General features: G+C 42.3%; 17 protein-coding genes and 1 tRNA gene. 2 read left to right on the top strand and 16 right to left on the bottom strand.

What is annotated here, in order from left to right; translation table 11 throughout:
• Positions 1 to 55: 55 nt before the first annotated feature.
• The 7 genes from bshB1 to B3O12_RS14585 all read right to left on the bottom strand — a co-directional run bounded on the left by bshB1 (position 56) and on the right by B3O12_RS14585 (position 7,645).
• On the bottom strand, positions 56 to 772 hold the full coding sequence (bshB1, locus tag B3O12_RS14555; protein WP_189630037.1) for a bacillithiol biosynthesis deacetylase BshB1: 717 nt from the start codon (positions 770 to 772) through the stop codon (positions 56 to 58).
• 27 nt (positions 773 to 799) lie between these two features.
• Positions 800 to 1,765, bottom strand: a complete 966-nt coding sequence (trxB, locus tag B3O12_RS14560; RefSeq protein WP_189630036.1) for a thioredoxin-disulfide reductase — start codon at positions 1,763 to 1,765, stop codon at positions 800 to 802.
• Positions 1,766 to 1,891: 126 nt separating this feature from the next.
• A complete protein-coding gene (locus tag B3O12_RS14565) occupies positions 1,892 to 2,755 on the bottom strand; it encodes a sigma-70 family RNA polymerase sigma factor (protein ID WP_189630035.1) in 864 nt (287 codons plus the stop codon).
• Positions 2,756 to 2,843: 88 nt separating this feature from the next.
• Positions 2,844 to 4,982: a polyribonucleotide nucleotidyltransferase gene (gene pnp / locus B3O12_RS14570; RefSeq protein ID WP_189630034.1), complete on the bottom strand. Its 2,139-nt coding sequence runs from the start codon at positions 4,980 to 4,982 to the stop codon at positions 2,844 to 2,846.
• Between the two features lie 98 nt (positions 4,983 to 5,080).
• Positions 5,081 to 5,356 (bottom strand): 30S ribosomal protein S15, encoded by a 276-nt coding sequence (gene rpsO / locus B3O12_RS14575; RefSeq protein WP_189630033.1) that lies wholly within the window; start codon positions 5,354 to 5,356, stop codon positions 5,081 to 5,083.
• A gap of 71 nt (positions 5,357 to 5,427) precedes the next feature.
• Positions 5,428 to 7,179, bottom strand: coding sequence for an LptF/LptG family permease (locus B3O12_RS14580; protein ID WP_286756826.1), 1,752 nt, complete (start codon positions 7,177 to 7,179; stop codon positions 5,428 to 5,430).
• 70 nt (positions 7,180 to 7,249) lie between these two features.
• Positions 7,250 to 7,645, bottom strand: coding sequence for an START-like domain-containing protein (locus B3O12_RS14585; RefSeq protein ID WP_189630031.1), 396 nt, complete (start codon positions 7,643 to 7,645; stop codon positions 7,250 to 7,252).
• 206 nt (positions 7,646 to 7,851) lie between these two features.
• On the opposite strand from B3O12_RS14585, the gene B3O12_RS14590 reads away from it, so the two are divergent.
• Positions 7,852 to 7,928, top strand: a tRNA-Met gene (locus B3O12_RS14590).
• Positions 7,929 to 8,043: 115 nt separating this feature from the next.
• Positions 8,044 to 8,472 (top strand): hypothetical protein, encoded by a 429-nt coding sequence (locus B3O12_RS14595; RefSeq protein ID WP_286756828.1) that lies wholly within the window; start codon positions 8,044 to 8,046, stop codon positions 8,470 to 8,472.
• 49 nt (positions 8,473 to 8,521) lie between these two features.
• Here the strand turns inward: B3O12_RS14595 and rplT are convergent, their stop codons facing one another.
• The 9 genes from rplT to B3O12_RS14640 all read right to left on the bottom strand — a co-directional run bounded on the left by rplT (position 8,522) and on the right by B3O12_RS14640 (position 20,790).
• Positions 8,522 to 8,866, bottom strand: coding sequence for a 50S ribosomal protein L20 (gene rplT / locus B3O12_RS14600; RefSeq protein WP_286756831.1), 345 nt, complete (start codon positions 8,864 to 8,866; stop codon positions 8,522 to 8,524).
• Positions 8,867 to 8,948: 82 nt separating this feature from the next.
• Positions 8,949 to 9,143 (bottom strand): 50S ribosomal protein L35, encoded by a 195-nt coding sequence (gene rpmI / locus B3O12_RS14605; RefSeq protein WP_189630028.1) that lies wholly within the window; start codon positions 9,141 to 9,143, stop codon positions 8,949 to 8,951.
• 19 nt (positions 9,144 to 9,162) lie between these two features.
• Positions 9,163 to 9,714, bottom strand: a complete 552-nt coding sequence (gene infC / locus B3O12_RS14610) for a translation initiation factor IF-3 (RefSeq protein WP_189630027.1) — start codon at positions 9,712 to 9,714, stop codon at positions 9,163 to 9,165.
• Positions 9,715 to 9,802: 88 nt separating this feature from the next.
• Positions 9,803 to 11,761, bottom strand: a complete 1,959-nt coding sequence (gene thrS, locus B3O12_RS14615) for a threonine--tRNA ligase (RefSeq protein WP_189630026.1) — start codon at positions 11,759 to 11,761, stop codon at positions 9,803 to 9,805.
• A gap of 109 nt (positions 11,762 to 11,870) precedes the next feature.
• A complete protein-coding gene (locus B3O12_RS14620; RefSeq protein ID WP_286756832.1) occupies positions 11,871 to 14,381 on the bottom strand; it encodes a DUF5686 and carboxypeptidase-like regulatory domain-containing protein in 2,511 nt (836 codons plus the stop codon).
• 85 nt (positions 14,382 to 14,466) lie between these two features.
• Positions 14,467 to 15,156 carry a TrmH family RNA methyltransferase gene (locus B3O12_RS14625; protein ID WP_189630024.1) on the bottom strand — a complete coding sequence of 230 codons (690 nt, stop codon included), beginning with the start codon at positions 15,154 to 15,156 and terminating at the stop codon, positions 14,467 to 14,469.
• 151 nt (positions 15,157 to 15,307) lie between these two features.
• Positions 15,308 to 18,013, bottom strand: a complete 2,706-nt coding sequence (locus tag B3O12_RS14630) for a DNA gyrase/topoisomerase IV subunit A (protein ID WP_286756833.1) — start codon at positions 18,011 to 18,013, stop codon at positions 15,308 to 15,310.
• A gap of 290 nt (positions 18,014 to 18,303) precedes the next feature.
• The gene (locus B3O12_RS14635) at positions 18,304 to 20,169 is read right to left on the bottom strand and encodes a DNA topoisomerase IV subunit B (protein WP_189630022.1); all 1,866 of its coding nucleotides are present in this window, start codon (positions 20,167 to 20,169) and stop codon (positions 18,304 to 18,306) included.
• A gap of 150 nt (positions 20,170 to 20,319) precedes the next feature.
• On the bottom strand, positions 20,320 to 20,790 hold the full coding sequence (locus B3O12_RS14640) for a hypothetical protein (protein WP_286756834.1): 471 nt from the start codon (positions 20,788 to 20,790) through the stop codon (positions 20,320 to 20,322).
• Positions 20,791 to 20,963 lie beyond the last annotated feature (173 nt).

Consider the following 20,963-nt stretch of genomic DNA (forward strand, 5'->3'; position numbering starts at 1 on the left):
TCTAAACTCGTGACGATGGGCAGCATTGAAGCCCAAACCGTCTACAGTGGTTCTTCTAAACGAGGTCGAAGATTGAGCTTACACCGGGGGTTCTTTCTACAGTAAAGCCTTCACCGTATTTCACTCCTATTTCATGGCCATAATGAATACCTCTGGCCTCAATCATGTTTAAAAATTCAGGAGAGGAAATATAGGTAGCCGGTTCTTTGGATTCAGGATCGTGAAACTGCGATTTGAATGCCTTTATGGCTGCTAGCTTGGTTGACCAGGCCGAAGAGACATCAACAATTATATCGGGATCATGAGGGATACTCTGAATGTAGTGATATACGGTTTTGGGCCGCCAGGCTTCTTGTTTTTGCCCCTCGTGTTCCGTTTTTATCATGGTAAGCCCGGCTAAAAAACAGGCCTCACGAGCCAATTCAGAAGCTCTTCCATGATCGCTGTGCCTATCACTAATGGCATTGGCCAGTACAATCTCTGGCCTGTACTTCCTGATCATTTTTATGACTTCAAGCTGATGTGCTTCATCATTGGTAAAGAAACCATCACGAAAGCCTAGATTTTCCCGTGCGGAAAGCCCCATGATTTTTGCCGAGGCTTGGGCTTCCTGCATTCGTATTTCAGGAGTTCCCCGCGTGCCCAATTCTCCTTGAGTAAAGTCGACAATCCCAGCCTTCTTCCCCATCGAAACCGCCTTTACGAGGGTTCCAGCACACGAAAGTTCTACATCATCAGGGTGGGCGGCCAACGCCAGAATATCTAATTTCATTACTATTGATTAGTGAAAAAAAGGAGATTAAGCCATCTCCTTTTCTGATTCTTTTTCAAACTCCTTTTCTGCGAGAAATCGCTCAGCATCTAACGCCCCCATACAACCGGTACCTGCAGCTGTTACGGCCTGACGATAAATTCTATCGGCTGCATCGCCCGTAGCAAAAACCCCTTCTACATTGGTTTTGGTACTACCGGGTTGTACAATGAGATATCCGGTTTCATCCATCTCAAGATAGTCTTTAAAAATATCTGTATTGGGTTTATGGCCTATGGCAACAAAGAAACCACTAATCTCCAACTCTCGTTTCTCTCCGGTTTCATTATTTATTACCCTAACCCCCGTTACACCGCTATCATCTCCCAAAACCTCTTCGGCTTCTGTATTCCATAAGATTTCTATGTTAGGAGTGTTTTTCACTCTCTCCTGCATAATGGTGGACGCTCTCATTTCGTCTCTTCGAACCAGAAGGTATACTTTAGGACAAAGATTAGCCAAATAGGTAGCTTCTTCAGCGGCAGTATCACCACCGCCAACCACGGCCACATTTTTACCTCTGTAGAAGAAGCCATCACAAACGGCACAAGCCGATACTCCTTTGTTGGCAAATGTTTTCTCAGACTCTAAACCAAGGTATTTGGCACTGGCACCTGTTGAAATAATCACAGCCTCGGCCGTTACTTCATGCTTATCGTCTACCCAAACGGTATGAGGATATGACGAGAAGTCTACTTTTGTGACAACTCCGTAACGCACTTGAGTACCGAATCGCTCTGCCTGCTTTTGAAGATCTACCATCATTTGTGGACCGTTTACACCATCGGGGTACCCCGGAAAGTTCTCAACATCGTTGGTAGTCGTTAGCTGTCCTCCAGGCTCTCCTCCTGTATACAAAACAGGGTTTAAACCGGCTCTAGAGGCATAAATAGCGGCAGTATATCCGGCAGGACCAGATCCAATAATCAGCACTTTTACGTTTTCTTTCGTCATCTCCTTCTCAAATTTTGTCAAAACTAAGCCTTTAACAGTTTTAAGCAAAGCAATTGTTCCCAATGTGGACACACAAAAAAAGGTGTCTTTTTAGGACACCTTTTCTTTTTATTCTAATACTATCGATTAGCCCAGATAAGGCTTCAACGCCTTGCTGCGCGAAGTATGTCTTAACCTTCTGATGGCCTTTTCTTTGATTTGCCTTACACGCTCGCGGGTCAGATTGAATTTTTCGCCAATCTCTTCCAGAGTCATGGAATGCTCTCCATTCAGACCAAAATATAGTGTAATCACATCGGCCTCTCGTTGGGTTAGGGTAGAAAGTGCTCGTTGTACCTCTCTTCTCAGGGAGTCATTCATCAGACCAGTGTCTGGTTTTTCCTCCATGTCATTTTCAAGTACATCCAGCAAGCTATTTTCTTCTCCCTGAACAAATGGAGCATCCATAGACACGTGTCTACCCGAAATCTTCATAGTATCCACAACTTCATTGGTGGTTACTTCCAATACTTCGGCCAATTCATCGGGCGATGGCTCTCTTTCAAATTTTTGTTCAAGTTCAGAGAAGGTCTTTGAAATTTTATTCAATGAACCTACCCTGTTCAACGGGAGTCGTACAATTCTGGACTGTTCCGCCAGAGCTTGTAGAATGGACTGTCTGATCCACCAAACGGCATAAGAAATGAACTTAAAACCTCTGGTTTCATCAAAACGCTGAGCTGCTTTGATCAACCCAAGGTTTCCTTCGTTAATCAAATCTCCCAACGACAAGCCCTGATTTTGATACTGTTTAGCCACAGATACCACAAATCTCAGGTTGGCTTTGGTAAGCTTCTCCAAGGCCAGTTGATCTCCTTCTCGGATTCTCTTGGCCAAATCTACCTCTTCATCGGGAGTAAGAAGGTCTACCTTACCAATTTCCTGTAAATACTTATCGAGAGATTGCGACTCTCTATTGGTAATCTGCTTACTAATCTTAAGCTGTCTCATTCAAATAAATGCTTTTCTTCCTGTCTTTAAACAATTTGGAACAACTCGTAAATTATGAAAAGTTCCACTCATAACAACGTGGCAGATACTAATTCTGTTCGTTCTTATGCTCTGGTTTTGGTAATAAAACTTTTCTGGACAGTCTGAACTTGCCCGTCTTTTTGTCTATTCCAATGAGTTTTACGGTTACTTCCTCACCTACTTCAAGAACGCCTTCCATTTTTTCCAGTCGTTCCCATTTTATTTCCGAAATGTGTAGCAATCCGTCTTTACCAGGCATGAACTCTACAAATGCTCCAAATGGCATTATAGACTTCACCTTACCTTCGTAAACTTCGCCTACTTCAGGAACAGCTACTATAGCCTTAATTCGCTTAACAGCCGCCTGCATAGCCTCTTTGTTCACTGCAAAAACAGTAACAACACCGCTATCGGCCACCTCTTCGATATTAATGGTTGCTCCGGTCTCTTTCTGTATTTCCTGAATTACCTTACCACCAGGACCAATAACAGCACCAATCTGGTCTTTAGGAATATTGAACTTCTCGCTTCTAGGCACATGAGGTTTGAAGTCGGCTCTTGGCTCAGAAATCACCTCATTCATTACATTGAGAATATGGAGTCTTCCTTGTTTTGCCTGCTCAAGCGCTTCTTCCAGTACTTGGTAAGAAAGGCCATCAACCTTGATGTCCATCTGACAAGCAGTAATTCCTTTAGCCGTTCCGGTAACTTTAAAGTCCATGTCTCCCAGGTGATCTTCATCGCCTAAGATGTCAGAAAGAATGGCGTATTTTCCGGTTTCAGCATCTGAAATCATTCCCATGGCTATACCCGAAACTGGAGCAGAGATTTTAACACCGGTGTCCATAAGTGCCAAAGAGCCTGCACAAACGGTAGCCATAGAAGAAGAACCGTTAGATTCTAAAATGTCTGAGACCAAACGTATGGTGTAAGGGTTAGTATCTTCGGCCGGAAGCACTTGTTTTAGTGCTCTCATGGCTAGGTTACCATGCCCTACTTCTCTTCTGCCAGGTCCTCTGTTGGGACGAACTTCTCCGGTTGAAAAACCTGGGAAGTTATAGTGCAGTATGAACTTGTTATAACCCGACTCAGTAGCACCATCAATCATTTGCTCATCTAGTTTAGTACCTAGGGTACACGATGTCAATGATTGAGTTTCTCCTCGTGTAAACACAGCCGAACCATGAGCTGAAGGCAAATAGTCTACCTCACAGGTAATTGGCCTTACTTCCGTAAAGTCTCTTCCATCCAGTCGCTTTCTCTCATTGAGCACAAAGGTTCTGGCAGCTCTTTTATGAAGCTTCTTAAAATATTGGCTTATAAGGAATGAGTCGTATTCATGATCTTCAGGAAGTGACTCAACAAAAGCTTCTTTGATGGCTTTTACATCGTTGCTTCTAACCGATTTATCGGCTGTTTGCTTAGAAACAACAGCATATAACTTATCATATAGTTCAGATTCCATTTTAGCCCAAAGCTCCGGATCTGACTTTTCATGAGAATATTCTCTTTTTTGAGTAGACCCAACTTCTTGGGCCAATTCAATCTGTGCCTGACACTGCAACTTAATGGCATCGTGGGCTACTTTCATGGCCTCGAGCAAATCTGCTTCTGAAACCTCTTTCATCTCGCCCTCAACCATCATTATGTTTTTGAGGTCGGCAGCAACAATAATATCTAACTCGGCAGCTTTGGCTTTTTCCTTATTAGGGTTTACCAAAAACTCACCTTCATATTTAATCACGCGAACCTCAGAAATAGGTCCGTTGAAAGGAATGTCTGAAACAGAAAGAGCAGCAGAAGCTGCCAATGCTGCCAGAGAATCCGGCATTACATTCTCATCGTGAGAAATCATAGAGATCATCACTTGCGTATCGGCATGATAATCATCTGGGAATAGAGGTCTTAAGGCTCTATCGACCAATCGGCTAATTAGCACCTCATGATCTGAAAGTTTACCTTCTCTCTTTAAAAAACCGCCAGGAATTTTACCTGAGCTAGCAAATTTTTCCTGATAGTCTACAGAAAGAGGGAGAAAGTCTGTGTCTTCTTTGGCTTCAGTAGCTGACACCACTGTAGCGAGCAACATGGTGTTGCCCATTCTTACCACTACTGAACCGTCCGCTTGTTTTGCTAGTTTACCCGTTTCGATTGTGATTTCCGCGCCATCGGGCATTTTGATGGACTTAGTTACAATTTTCGACATATATAGATTTTAAAATAAGAAAGCAGGAAGTATGTTCATCCTGCAATAAAATATAAAAGGAAAAAAGGGAATTCCTAAGAACTCCCTTCTTTAATATTTTACTTTCTAAGGTTCAATTCCTTAATGATTGCTCTGTAACGCTCAATGTCTCTGTTGTACAAATAGTCGAGCAATCTTCTTCTTTTACCTACCAGTTTCAAAAGACCCAATCGAGAAGAGTGATCTTTCTTGTTAACTTTTAAGTGTTCTGTAAGGTGATTGATTCGGTAGGTAAAAAGTGCAATCTGTGACTCAGGAGACCCTGTATCACCTTTTGACTTTAACCGACCATGATTCTCAAACAACTCTTGTTTCTTTTCGCTTGATAAATACATGCTTAGCTAAATTTGATTTTTATAATTAAAACAGCCGCAAAGGTATGAATTCGAAGGGTAATTAACAAACCTTAGACTTCTTCTGATCGATTCTTTCTCCAAAAGAATTTCTTAACCTTTTCCCAGGCATTGAGATAGGCATCTACTTCGAAGAGACGAGAGTCGTTTCTGGCCTGCCGTAAAAAGAACAAGCCTATGGGTAGTAAAACGACATTGGACATCCACACTGCTACAACCGGATCTAACACACCTTCTTTTCCCCACTTGTCTCCGGTGGTATTTAAAACGTAGTAAACCAAAAAGAAAATAACTGAAACAATAACCGGCAGCCCCAATCCTCCTTTCTTAATAATGGCCCCAATGGGAGCACCAATAAGAAACATTATAAGACAAGCCATTGACCTGGCTATCTGTTGGTTCTTGGTGACTCTAAACTTACGTTGATCTCTCTGCACATTCTTCAGCGTTGTAATTCGGCTGTTGAGAATATTTCTGGCCGTTCTGGTATTGTTAACACTATAATTAATGGCTGTGGTAATTCGTAAGTTGTCGGGATTAGCCTTAGACGGTTCATAATATTCCTCCAGCCGTTCTAAGGTCTTATCTATCTGCTCTTCTGTATAAACTTTATTTTTTTTACTTATCGCTGACTCTTGTTGCCGGGCATATTGCTCTCCCCTGGAACGAGCAGACTCTAACTGCTCTTCCAAATCGTCTTCAGCTTGAGCATCGGTCTCACCTATCTTTGCATCACCGTTTACCAATCGTTCTTCCGGCTTGCTGCGCCCCATCACACTATCGGGGGTTACTATATCATCTGCCTTTGACTTCTTTTTGGCTTTTTCAATATTATACAGCGAATCGTAATATGCCTTGGGTTTGGCAATCTCTTCAGGAACATCAAGGTCGCGAGCCAAATGAAACCTGAAACCATTGGAACTTACCTGGGTAAATATCTGTGCTTCTTTAGAAAGTATATCACGCTGCATAGAGTCTATACCTTCTATTAGCTCTTGGCGGGTTTGCACCAGACGACTCCTTCTGAATAATTTTTCATCGGTATCGCCCATATCGAACGATGACAGATCGAAGCGGATAATGCTCTTAGAAAAAGTATCTCTAATAAACTGTCCCCCTTTTTCTTTGTCATCCCGGGTTTCGTTCATATTCTCCTCGTAGCGCTTTCCATCGTAGAGTTCTAAAGCCAGATAGCGTTGATTCATAAAGGAATACATCCGGCCGGAGTCAGCCAGAATTACCTTCTTATTCCCTTGAGAGCTATTGGAAGTATGATCGTAAATGATAATATCTTTTAATTGCTCATCGCCTATTTTTTGATTCACCTTGATACTGTAGCCCGGTATACCATCGTAAAAAACACCTTCCTTGATATCAAGGGCAGGTTTTTTGGTTCGCATATCCCATAACAGGCTGTAGGTTTTGAGGTTGGTTTTAGGTACAAGTTGGGTGTTGGAGTAATAGGTAAAACCGGTGAGGCCCAACACAAAAATAAAAATGGGCAGCAACGCTCTTACCAAAGATATTCCGGAACTCTTCACTGCGGTTAACTCAGAGTGTTCTCCCAAATTACCAAAGGTCATTATTGAGCTTAACAAAATGGCCAGAGGGAATGCATCGGGGGAACTGGATATCGAAAAATAGGTAATGAGCTCAGCAAAGACAGAAGCACTTAACCCCTTGCCCATAATCTGGTCGAAGTATTTCAACAGGGTAACCAGCAGGAGGATAAAATCAACAACAATAAGGGTAAGCAAAAAAGGTCCTATAAAGGATCCGAATACCAACCTATCTATTTTCTTCATGCAGCCTAATTTGCCCCGGTTAGGCCTCAAAGATCATGCCTTTAGCTAGTAAATGCAAGCCGGTGTTGGCTTAACCTCCAATGAGTTCTTTTAGTGAGTATACAAGGTTTTCCCAAAGATCCTGCTGCTCTTCTTCATCGTCTAAATCAGAGTAGTCGGTAATCTGTAAAAATACGGTTTGGGTAAGCTCATTTACATCGAGTTTCAGCTCAAGATAATTGGGGTCGTCTTCGTCTTCCTCAGTTTCGGGGAGAAACTCAAATTTGACCGAATGATTGGTACGCTGGGAAACTTTTCGTGCTTTATGCTCCTCACCATCCCACAAAAAACTGTAGACCTTATCTTCATTAATGTTCACATCGTCTGCAAACCATTGAGCAAGGCCACTGGCCGTACTAAGGTAAGGGAAGAGCATCTTTTGAGAAGCGTTCACCTCAAACTCCGTCACGAACTTTAACTTTCCCATAGGCTGAAAAAATGAAGTTGGGTAATATAGAACTTAATTACCATTTCGACAAACAAAAAAAAGTGTGGAAACAGGTTGTAATAATCAAGTTTAGATAATTACCTTTGCACCTCAATTTTAGCAAGCCCGTAAGCGAAAAGGCTATTTTGGTATCCTAAAATTGAGTAAACCGAAGGCTAATCCCTTCGGGTAATTTCAAGGAATCTGGCGAGGTAGCTCAGTTGGTTAGAGCGCAGGATTCATAACCCTGAGGTCACGGGTTCAACTCCCGTCCTCGCTACCAGAAAGCAGCTCATTGAGCTGCTTTTTTTGTTTCTTACAATCTTTCAGTTCTAAAACCATATTCACTACTAATAGAATGGATTCTATAATTGGCATTTTTCGCCATATTGAACTTTATGAAAAAGACTACCCTATCATCACTCATTCTACTATTACTGCTAGCCTGTGAGGTTAATCATACGCCCAAAAATGCAGCTATTAGCGAGAAAGAAGTGACTACCTGCATTGAGCAATTCTTTGAAGCCTTGGCTAATGGCGACAGTCTACTACTGAAGCAAACCCTTAGCAAAGACTTCTATATGTTTGAACATGACGAAATTTGGAATACTGACAGTCTGTTGGCATTAATGCCGGCTACGCTGGGCAGAAAGTGGTCTGTAAATGAGGAACGAATAACCATAATCGACAATACCGGCCACATTAGTTATTTCAATCAGGGAATCATTCCACCGGACAGATCGTGGTTAGAAAGTGCATTAGTAGTTAAAGAAAACGGATCTACCAAAGTCGTCTTTTTACATTCCACTAAACTCTATCTAAAATAAAAGCCCCAACCTTTCGGCAGGGGCTTGCATATATTATCTGAATGGTAATTTACCTTACCTTATCTACTACTGCTTTGAAAGCTTCCGGATGATTCATCGCTAAGTCGGCAAGAACCTTTCTGTTCAATTCAATTCCAGACTTACCAATTTTACCCATTAGTTGAGAGTAAGACATACCATGCTCTCTGGCACCGGCATTGATTCTCTGAATCCAAAGCTTTCTGAATTCTCTCTTCTTGGCTTTTCTGTCTCTGTAAGAATAAGTGAGACCTTTTTCAACTGCATTTTTAGCTACAGTCCAAACATTTTTTCTACGTCCCCAATAGCCCTTGGCTAATTTCAGAACTCTTTTTCTTCGCGCTCTAGACGCTACAGTATTTACTGATCTTGGCATTTTTTTGTTGTTTTTGATTTTTGGCGTCTCAGAGAGAACTTAATACCAAAACTCCGGTTAAACATTAAACCTTAAGGTTTTTTTAGATGTTGAGCATGTGCTTCACGTTTGCCTCATCAGACTTGTGTACCAAGCCCATGTGAGTCAAATTACGCTTCTGCTTCGTTTCTTTTTTAGTCAGGATGTGGCTTTTGAAAGCGTGCTTTCTTTTGATTTTGCCGGTTCCTGTCAACTTGAAACGCTTTTTCGCTCCAGATTTAGTTTTTACTTTAGGCATTTTATAAATATTAGTTTTACTAACTTTTCTTTCCTGCGCTCTTAGGTGCCAAAAACAAGAACATTCTTTTTCCTTCTAGTTTTGGCAACTGTTCTACTTTGGCATACTCTTCCAAAGCCTGGGCGAATTTCAAGAGCAAAATCTCGCCTCTTTCTTTGTATACAATTGTCCTTCCTTTAAAGTGTACATAGGCTTTCACCTTTGCCCCTTCTTTAAGAAAGTTAATTGCGTGCTTTAGTTTGAACTCAAAGTCGTGATCATCGGTATTGGGTCCAAATCTAATTTCCTTGATTACTGTTTTGGAAGCTTTGGCTTTTATCTCCTTTTGCTTCTTCTTTTGCTCGTACTTGAACTTAGAGTAATCAATTATTTTACACACGGGCGGTTTCGCTGTAGGAGAAATCTCCACAAGGTCAAGGCTTTGCTCTGCAGCCATCTGTAAAGCCTGTTTTAATGGAAAAATTCCCTGCTCTACGTTTTCACCGACTACCCTTACTTCGGGTGCCGAAATTCTTTCATTGACCTTGTACGGTTCTTCTACCCTGCCTCTTTGCGGGTAGTTCCTTCTCATTTTAGCGATTGTAACCTCCTTGTTTTGTTAAAAATGACTGCAAATATCGGTATTATTTTCTAATAATCAACAACTACTCCAGACGATATTATACTGGAACAGTACCTAAAGATGCACTTTTCTCTTTGTTAAAATAAACAATAAAATCATCTACCGACATACTCCCTTGATCTCCCTGCCCGTGTTTTCTGACAGAAACCTGACCTTCGGCTGCTTCTTTTTCTCCCACAATAAGCATAATAGGGATTTTCTTTACTTCGGCATCTCTGATTTTCCTACCTATTTTTTCGTCTCTGTGATCTATAAATCCGGTAATATCGGCTGCCTCCAGCGCAGTATATACTTCTTGTGCATAGTCGGCATATTTTTCGGAAATAGGCAGAATAGCTACCTGGTCTGGAGTGAGCCACAACGGAAACTCTCCGGCACAATGTTCAATTAACACGGCTACGAAGCGCTCAAGCGAACCAAACGGTGCACGGTGAATCATTACCGGTCTGTGCTTTTGATTGTCGGACCCGGTGTACTCTAGTTTGAACCGTTCGGGCAGCGTATAGTCTACCTGAATGGTTCCAAGCTGCCATTTTCGGCCCAGAGCATCTTTCACCATAAAATCGAGCTTAGGACCGTAGAATGCAGCCTCACCCAATTCAGTCACGGTTTTTAATCCTTTTTCTACAGCTGCTTCTTGAATAGCGGCTTCGGCTTGTTCCCATAAATGGTCCTCGCCAATGTATTTTTGCTTATTTTCCGGATCTCTTAAACTTATTTGAGCTACATAATCTTCGAAACCAAGTGAAGAAAATACGTAAAGTACCAGGTCTATAACCTTTTTAAATTCATCTTTCACCTGGTCGGGCCTACAGAAAATGTGCGCATCGTCTTGCGTAAACCCTCTTACACGCGTAAGTCCATGAAGCTCTCCACTTTGTTCGTAGCGATACACTGTACCAAACTCGGCCAATCGAAGAGGTAAATCTTTATAAGAGCGAGGTTTCGAGTTGTAAATTTCGCAATGGTGGGGGCAGTTCATGGGTTTTAGTAAAAACTCCTCCCCTTCATTGGGTGTTTGTATGGGTTTGAACGAATCTTCTCCGTACTTCTCGTAATGGCCTGAAGTCACATATAAATTCTTGTGTCCAATATGAGGTGTAACCACAGGGTCGTAGCCGGCCTTTACCTGAGCCTTACGCATAAAACCTTCCAGTCGCTCTCTAAGCCTGGTACCTTTGGGCAACCAAAGCGGCAAGCCCATTCCTACTTTTTCGGAAAATGTAAAAAGCTCTAATTCTTTCCCCAGTTTTCTATGATCTCTCTTTTTGGCTTCTTCCAGGTTATGAAGAAACTCGGAAAGCTCTTTCTGTTTAGGGAAGGTTATACCGTAAATTCGGGTAAGCTGCTTTCTTTTTTCATCGCCACGCCAATAAGCTCCGGCCACATTGAGAAGCTTTACAGCTTTTATAAACCCGGTATTGGGTATGTGAGGACCACGACACAGGTCGGTAAAATTTCCTTGGGTATAAAAAGTGATGGAGCCATCTTCAAGCCCATCAAGAAGTTCTAACTTATATTCATCACCCTTCTCTTTAAAGTAGGCGATGGCATCTTGTTTGGCTACTTCCTTTCTTTCATAATTATTTTTTTCGCGCGCCAACTCGAGCATTTTCTTTTCAATTTGCTCCAGCTCGCTGGCATCAAATTCTTTATCGCCAAAGTCTACATCATAGTAGTAGCCATTCTCAATGGCCGGACCTATTCCGAATTTTATCCCCGGATATAGCGCTTCCAGTGCTTCGGCCATCAGGTGAGCCGAAGAGTGCCAGAAAGTAGCCTTTCCATCTTCATCGTTCCAGGTAAGAAGTTTAACCGTGGCATCTTGGGTAATTGGGCGGTTGGCATCCCATACCTCTCCGTTTACTTCGGCAGCCAATACGTTTCTGGCCAGGCCTTCGCTAATACTCAGGGCAACATCCATGGCAGTGGCCCCATTGGAGAATACTTTCTCGCTGCCATCGGGTAGTGTGATTTTGATCTCTTGATTGCTCATTTTAATCGTTTTCTGATGCTACAAACCATCAGTTTGGGTTAAAATCTATTCAGGCTGCAAATATGCAATTTAAATCTGCATAGCCTTGTGCTAAGCACTGATTTTATAACTAGAGACTAAGATTAAAGCTAAACTTTATGGCTGATTTTTCGACACCTGGATTTTCCAGATAGGTAAGGCGCCTGATATAGTCTACCCTAAAGAACTTAAAAATATTTTCTACCCCAACCCCAACTTCGGCAAAAGGCCGTCCGTTTTCCAGCACATCAAACTGTGGCAGAGAGTTTCCATTTTCATCGGTTAGTGCCTGCACATCCAGGGTGCTTTGACTCACTCCGCCAAAAAGAATATTGCCCGTACCTACTAGTCGCCACTTTAGTTTTCTAACTAACGGAACCCGGTTGAGGATGAACCCACCAAACTGGTGCTGATAACGTAAAGAGGCGTATGACTGACTCACAAACTCATAGAACTGCATGGTATTGAAGGCTATGGTGGTATACACAATTTGTTCGTTTCCAATATGGGCGTTCAATAGAGTATATGGCAGGTCTTCGAAAGTATGGCCGGCATTGATCTGGTAGTTGGATACTCCCCAGAAGCCAAGCTTGAGCCTCTGCTGAACACCAAGATTAATTCTTGTATAGTCAAAATCTCCTCCTGCCACTCCCTTAAAGCCACGGGTAACCGAAGCCATAAACATGGGCCAGCGCAAGGTTCCCAGACTTATTCGACTGTTGTCGTTTATAATGAACGATTCGTCTCTGGCATATTTTAACCTCAGCGTTACTTCTGAGGTAGAGAAATCTGTCCCTAAGGGGCTATCGGGTTTCTCCAAATTGGTTCTGTACCTAAAATCGAATTCCGGCTGAAAGCTTTTGTTGGTAAGTAAAATTCCGGCTGAAAAGGCACGCGAAAACTGCCTGAAAGCTCCTAATTGATAACTTTCGTATCTAAACGGCCGAACGAGATTTCCTAGTTGAGTAAGGGCCAGAAAGGCAGTTCCACCATCAATATCGGTAAGGGCATCGGGTTGAATTCCGAACTGATCTATGTCTTTTCGGTAATTGACATTGAAGGTAGTCCAGTTGTTTCGGTCAGCAATCCAAGTGGCTCCCAAGCCATATTTGTACTTCTCGTCATCGAAACCATAAGCCATGTAGCCATTGAACTGCCATCTTCGGCTAAAGTGCTCATTGGTTCTTCCTCCCACACGAACACGCCATCCTTCAATATTATTGTTTCCGAGTAAAAAGGGCCATGGCCCCAGATCGAACGCCCCTACCTCCACATAACCTCTGGCAAAGGTTTTGGCCAGAGTGGTCCATGTTTTTACTATGGGTATGTTTTTAAGGGTATCAATCATAGAGATTACATTAATCTCTGTTGGAGTGAGCTTATCGTGTCGGTTTTGCTCCCAAAAGCTTTCATCATATTCGCGCGATTGCTCCGAAAGTTCAATAGCACGCTCAAAGAACCGGGTGTCTTTTGGTTCTGTAACTCTCAGGTTTTGGTTGGAGGTATAGAATTTAGCCAGGAAACCGGCCGATTTATTGGTTATTTCGGCCACATCTACAAGCACACGGGTTTTTACCGGCAACCAGGCTCCGTTTTCTACCCTGTCTAATTCTTGTTGAATTTTAATTTTCTCAATAAAATTAAGATTGGCCGTACGCTGCACCGTAGCATCTATTTGTTTTATGGCAAAATCTCTTTTGGTAATCCACATTTTACCTACAAAGGCCAGCTCCTGATCGTTTTTAGGTTTAAAATCGAGCAGGTAACAAAACTCTCCACCAATAGTCACCGAATCTTCCAGCACATAGTCATAGAGAATTCTCCAGCCATCGGCAATGGGCGAGGCAAACTCCTTCTCAACAATATTCATTCGGTTTTGGTAAAAATTGTATTGCTGAAAGGATGAACCTATGACTTGTGAAATTAGACTTCCGTCTTCAATACCCACCCCGGTTATTTTGGTTTTGAGCACTTCTTCTTTAGAAAGTCTAGGGTCGGACCGATAATAGTATCTTGATAGCGATTCGGAAATAAAAAGGGGCAAAATGGGCTTTCCGTCTTCTCCTGCAATAACCTCTATGGAGTCTAGGACTGCCGCAATTTTTCTCATAAACTTCTTTTGCCTCAGCTTATCTGAAATATTGTCTACATCAATTTCAATTTTGTTGTAGCTATCAAACTCATAGGCAGCTAACCTGCGCTTGTCGTTCACGGGTTTATGATCCATTACCTGCCTAAGTATATCAAAGGCCGGGTTTTCTACTTTCCCGGCTGTTACCACAAAATCGCTCAAAGCGGTTGCTTCAGGGTTGAGCTGAAAATTAATGGTTTGGGTTACTCCTTTTTGGTAAGCCTTTGTTTTGGTTTCATAGCCAATGTAGGAAACCACCAAGGTATCGCTTTTGGCCTCACCTTTTATACGATAAAAACCATCAAAATCGGTTGGAACACCAATGGTGGTCCCTTGAAAGTACACGCTGGCAAAGGGTATTGGGTCTCCTGTTTCTGCATCAGTAACCTTTCCTTCTATAATGGTCTGACCAAAGACACAGTGGCTTATGCACCACAAGGCCAACAGAACCGAACAAATGGTTGTTTTCAATTTTGAATTTTTTGGTTGTAGAACTTTAGTGTAACGTTATGGCCGGATAAAAAGTAACTGGATTGAACAGATAATGTGCACAACGTCACTTCTTGCCGGATTGTTCCTGCAAAAAGTTTTTGATGTGCAGGTCGGACCTCTTTACAATTTGCTGATACCATTCGAATGTCAGTGTGTGTTTTTCTTCCTGGCTAAGCTGCCATGGTATGGCAGATTTTTTTAGCCTGTTGACCAATTCATTTAAAATAAGTGCTGCGCTCACCGAAACATTGAAAGACTCTGTAAATCCATACATAGGAATATACACCAATTGGTCTACCTCCTGTTTGGCATAGTCTGAAAGCCCTTGTTTTTCGGTTCCAAAAACCACAGCCAGCGGTTGCTCTAAATCTAACTCATATATAGATGCACAATTGGGGTTTGGGGTTGTACCCACTATGCGATAATTCTTACTTCGCAGTTCTTTAAAGCACTTTCGGGTGCTCTGCTCCTCACGATCAAACTTGTGAATCGAAAGCCATTTGGAGGCACCTCTTACCACATTGGGGTTCACGTTATAATCGTGCAGCCTCTGAGTTATGTACACATCCTGCACTCCAAAGCAATCGCAGGTGCGCATAACGGCACTGGCATTTTGCGAATGGTAAAAATCTTCCATTACAACACTTACGTGTCGGGTTCGATGTGCCAAAACCTCTTGTATGAGCTTAATCTTGTTGGGGGTAACAAAGCCCTCCAAATAACGCAATAGCTCTAAATTTACTTTCTCTTTCATAAAAAAAGCTGTCAGGGATAACCCGACAGCTCAGTAGATGAACAAACAATATTATTGAACCTTAACCCTAAAGGTTTATGTGTTTGTGCCAAGTAAACAACCTCGCTGCCCTAATACCCCTATTTATACCTATTCCGGCAGGCCTTACCTACTAAAACAGGTCGATGGTTTCGCCCACATTATATCCTCCTGTTTTATCTTCTCCTCCCTTTTTTCCAGATGGCTTGGGGTCTACCTTTTCCGGCTTTGAGCTGTCATCGGCAGGCTTGGCTTTATCAGCCTCAGGTTTTGCCTCTGCCGGGCCCTCCTTTGGTTCATCTTTTTGCTCAGCTTCGGGTTCTTCTTTTGTTTTTTGCTTCTTATCGCTAAGCAGCACTACTTTTTTTACCGAGTGCGGAGAAAGTTTATTTCCGGTAGCCTTCCAGCCTTTTACGTCTATAAGCATATCAATGTCAAAGACAGAGGTCTTCCGCTCTCGCGAACCTTTAACAGTATAGTGTACTTCCAGTTGAGCAGACTCCTCGGTGGTAGCCAGTAACAATTTTGCTCCCTTTTCTTCACTAATGAAACAGAAGCGCTTGTCCATAGTGGAAGTTTCTATCTGAAACCTTTTAATGTAGTGCTGAGCCGATGCCGGATCATAATGAACAGCGGCAATAGGTTTTTGTGGATCGAACTTCTCAATGAGGTGAATCTTATCCGGTTCATAGCGGTTAGTCAGGTCAAAGCTGGTGAGTTCATATTCACCAGTGTTATAAATAACCAGTATTTTATCATCGGCCTGAAAATTACCGAGCAGCTCGCCCCTTTCATCCCGATTCAATCGACCTACCGCATCATCATACCAAATATCTAAGCCTCCAAGGGTAGACTTGCCTTCCATTTTGAGCTGAATTTTACGCACGGGATAGCGCGTAACAATATTACCTCCGGCTCCTCTTCCTTTAATCTCAATATCGGCAAAGTTGAAATCGAAAACCTTGATGCGGGCTTTGCAGCCTGATGTGAGGAAAACGGTCACCAGCTCGGCCTCGCCATTGGGGTTGGCTGTAAAATACAATATTTTAGAACCTCTTGCTCCTTTGGTCAGGTCGTATTCCTTATCGCGGGTTATGGCTAATACCTGAAAACGTTTTACCATGGTGCGCCCGGTTTTACCATCAAGGTACATCATGTTATAAACCATGCGCTCATCGTTCTTATTAAAGACGCCCGCGTAGAGTATGTCTTTCCCTACAAATACTTTGTCGGAAATTCTTACTACCTGAAACTTTCCGTCTTTTCTGAAAACGATAATGTCATCAATATCAGAGCATTCGCATACATACTCATCTTTCTTTAGGCCATAGCCAATAAAGCCTTCAGCACGGTTTACGTAGAGTTTGGCATTGTTGGCAGCTACTACCGTAGCTGCAATATTTTCGAATGACTTGATTTCTGTTTTACGCTCACGCCCCTTGCCATATTTATCCAAAAGATTCTGATAGTAGGCAATGGCATAGTCTACCAGGTTGGCAAGGTTATGTTCAACTTCAGCCAACTCCTCCTGCAGCTTCCGCATGAGCTCATCGGCCTTAAACGAATCGAAACGGGAGATTCGCTTGATCTTAATTTCGGTGAGCCTTATAATATCATCGGTGGTAATTTCACGATAAAAATCGGCTTTAAATGGATCAAGTCCTTTGTCTATGGTTTCTAAAACAGACTCCCAGGTTTCGCATTCTTCTATATCGCGATAAATCCTGTTTTCAATGAAAATCTTTTCGAGTGATGAAAAGAGAATCTTTTCCAGCAACTCTCCTTTCCTAATCTCCAACTCCTGCCTTAACAGATCGACTGTTTGATCTGTATTAAGCTTTAAGATTTCATTGACACTTATGAATCGTGGCTTTTCATCGATAATTACACAAGCATTGGGTGAAATACTTACTTCACAATCGGTAAAAGCGTATAGAGCATCTATGGTGATATTAGGTGACTGACCGGCAGCCAGTTCAACAAGTATTTCTACATGTTCGGCCGTGTTGTCTATTACCTTCTTAATCTTAATTTTTCCCTTATCGTTGGCTTTTATAATGGAGTCTATAAGACTGGTGGTGGTAGTGCCAAAAGGAATGTCTTTGATAATCAGCGTTTTTTTATCGAGCTCTTCTATTTTGGCCCTCACTTTTACCTTACCTCCCCTGAGCCCTTCATTGTATTCTGAAAAATCGGCCATGCCGCCCGTAGGAAAGTCAGGGTAAATTTTAGGCTTCTTGCCTTGCAGTATTTTAATAGAGGCCTGAATGAGTTCGTTAAAATTGTGGGGTAGAATTTTAGTAGAAAGTCCTACTGCAATACCCTCTACTCCCTGAGCCAACAGCAACGGAAACTTAACGGGCAGGGTGATGGGCTCTTTCTTACGGCCATCGTAAGACAACTGCCAGTTGGTGGTTTGCGGATTGAACACTACCTCCAGTGCAAACTTGGAAAGACGTGCTTCAATATACCTGGGAGCTGCTGCACTGTCTCCAGTACGAATGTCTCCCCAGTTACCCTGAGTTTCAATGAGTAAGTCTTTCTGACCAAGGTTTACAATGGCATCGCCAATAGAGGCGTCTCCATGAGGGTGATACTGCATGGTTTGACCAATGATATTGGCAACCTTATTGAAACGGCCATCGTCCATTTCTTTCATGGAGTGCATTATGCGCCTCTGAACAGGTTTCAGTCCATCTTCTATGGCCGGAACAGCCCTTTCTAAAATTACATAGGAAGCATAGTCGAGAAACCAATTTTGGTACATGCCCGAAACGGGAATAACCTCTTTGATTTCACCATCTTCTTCGTTGATGTTTTCTAAATTTTCTTCACTCATTTTACCGCAAAGTGCGCAAAGAGCGCAAAAGGTTAAAGTTTACTCACAATTCTATTCAGACCGTCCTTTAACAAAACGGAGTTACTTTTTATCTCCAGGCTCATGGTTACCCCAATTGATGGGCCACTCAACGCCAGGTTCTAAATTATATGGCTCGGTATTTCTACCGGTTTTATTTCAACAATCAGCTTCTTGTCTCAAACTCCCAATCTGTCTTCATTCATCCTACACACAATCAAAAAGACTGGGGAAAGACTTTTGCATTGCCCGGGCCAATGAGAAGCCCACACTTAGGCTACCTCCTCGGCCAGATCTTTCTCAATGCGCAGGTTTTCTATAATGAAGTCTTGCCTGTCGGGAGTATTTTTGCCCATGTAGAAGCTTAGTATTTCTTTAATACTGGTTTCTTTTTTAAGGATGATGGGTTCTAGACGCATGTCAGGACCAATAAACCCTTTAAACTCATCAGGAGAAATTTCGCCCAATCCCTTGAATCGTGTAATCTCCGGCTTATTTCCCAGCTTGGCAATAGCTGCTCTTCGCTCTTCATCGCTGTAGCAATAGATGGTCTCTTTCTTGTTTCTCACCCTAAACAAAGGGGTTTCGAGAATATAGACGTGCCCTCTCCTCACCAAATCGGGGAAAAATTGCAAGAAATAAGTTAGCAGCAGCAGTCTAATGTGCATGCCGTCTACATCAGCATCGGTGGCAATCACAATTTTATCGTAACGCAAACCGTCCAGACCGTCTTCAATATTGAGTGCGTGCTGCAGCAGGTTGAACTCCTCATTTTCATAGACCACTTTTTTGGTTTGTCCGTAGCAGTTGAGCGGCTTACCTCGCAAACTAAAAACTGCCTGGGTTTGCACATCGCGAGACTTGGTGATTGAACCACTGGCCGAGTCGCCCTCTGTTATAAAGAGAGTGGTTGCATTGCGCAAGTCTTCATCGGCCTTTTTATCGTCCAAATGAATACGACAGTCTCTGAGCTTTTTGTTGTGCAGGTTTGCTTTCTTAGCTCTTTCGTTGGCCAGCTTCTTAATACCGGCAATTTCTTTACGTTCTCTTTCCGACTGAAGAATACGTTTTAACAGGGCATCGGCTGTTTTTGAGTCCTTATGCAAATAGTCATCGAGGGCTTTCTTCACAAAATCGTTCACAAAAGTCCGCATGGTTGGGCCATCGGGAGCCACGTTTTGCGAGCCTAGTTTTGTCTTGGTTTGTGACTCAAACACAGGCTCTTGCACTCGAACAGCTATGGCACCCACTATGGATGCCCGAACATCAGTTGCATCGAAGTTTTTATTATAAAACTCACGAATGGTTTTTACCAGCGCTTCTCTCAAAGCGGCCTGGTGTGTTCCCCCTTGTGTAGTGTATTGCCCATTTACGAATGAATAGTATTCCTCACCGTATTGGTTGGTATGCGAAAGCGCTATTTCAATATCGTCTCCCTTCAGGTGAATAATGGGATACCTGAGGCTATCTACATCGGTTTTACGCGATAGAAGATCGTACAAGCCTTTTTCCGAATGATACTTTACTCCGTTGAAGTTAATGGTCAACCCGGCATTGAGGAAGCAATAGTTCCAAATGAGATCGTCCAGGTATTGGGGAATAAAGTGGTAATTTTTGAAAATGGTCTCATCGGGCCTAAAGACTATCTGAGTACCGTTTCTTGCACTAGTGGTTGTTTCCTTAGCATCGTTTACGATCTCCCCTCTCTCAAACTCTGCTACTTTGGTTTTACCGTCTCTATAAGACTGCACTTTAAAATAGGTAGACAAAGCATTTACGGCCTTTGTACCTACTCCATTCAGTCCTACCGATTTTTGAAAGGCCCCACTATCGTATTTTCCTCCGGTGTTGATCTTGGAAACACAGTCTACAACTTTTCCCAAAGGTATACCACGACCGTAATCTCTTACTTCTACTTTGTGTTCGGATACTTTCACATCGATGGTCTTACCGAAACCCATCATGTGTTCATCGATACTATTATCGATAATTTCTTTTACCAGTACATAGATACCATCGTCTTGGGCCGATCCATCGCCCAATTTTCCGATATACATACCGGGTCGTAGTCTTATGTGTTCTTTCCAATCGAGGGACCGAATACTATCTTCGGTATAATTCGCTACTTGATCTGCCATTCAGAATTTCAACTACTTAGGTTAGAAGCATGTGATGCACTTTTGCATACAACAAAAGCGGAAGTTAGAACTAAAATTCTAAAAATGCACGTGTCCTAAAAAGGCATTAGAATTTCGTTAAAGGTGCCTTCTGAAAATGAGCGAGTTAGTCTATGATCTACTCTTTCCCAGTAAGTGCGCCAGGTAGAAAAACCACACTACTATCAGAATTGGCCCCAGATATACATAGAATCCAAGGGTTTTAGATTGCTGCGATTCAGCCAGGTTCATTAAACCAAGGAAAAACATAATGAGGCCAAAGAAAAGGTTGACAATTCCTGCAAAACCTTTAGTCCAGGTTATTAAATCCAGCTTAAGGCTTCTATTTCTCAATCCTGAACCATCTTCGGTGGTTTTAATTTTCTTGAGCGTTTGTATGAACACGGAGCAAACAACATTGGTCAAAATGAAAATAGCCAATGCACCAAAGAAATAGGTATTTCTGTCTACCGCATAAATTGGATTTCCCTGGGTATCGAACCGATAGGTAACCTGCCCTACCATGTAGGCATAGGACCATAACAAGGCTGCTGTGAATAATACGTAACTGACTGTTCTGAAAAACCCTATAAACTTATCCATATCTCTTCCCTCAAATTGATGTGAAATGTACTATTGAAACTGTACTTCAAATCAATTGGGGGCCAAAGTTAAAAGATATTGCATTTGTAACACTTTAATTAATGGATAATAAAATAGGGCTACTTACTTAAGTCGCTAGAATTATATTTCTGAACCTTGCCTCCATTTGTGTC

It is taken from the genome of Roseivirga sp. UBA838, assembly GCF_002296035.1.
In the GTDB taxonomy this organism is placed as follows: domain Bacteria; phylum Bacteroidota; class Bacteroidia; order Cytophagales; family Cyclobacteriaceae; genus Roseivirga; species Roseivirga thermotolerans.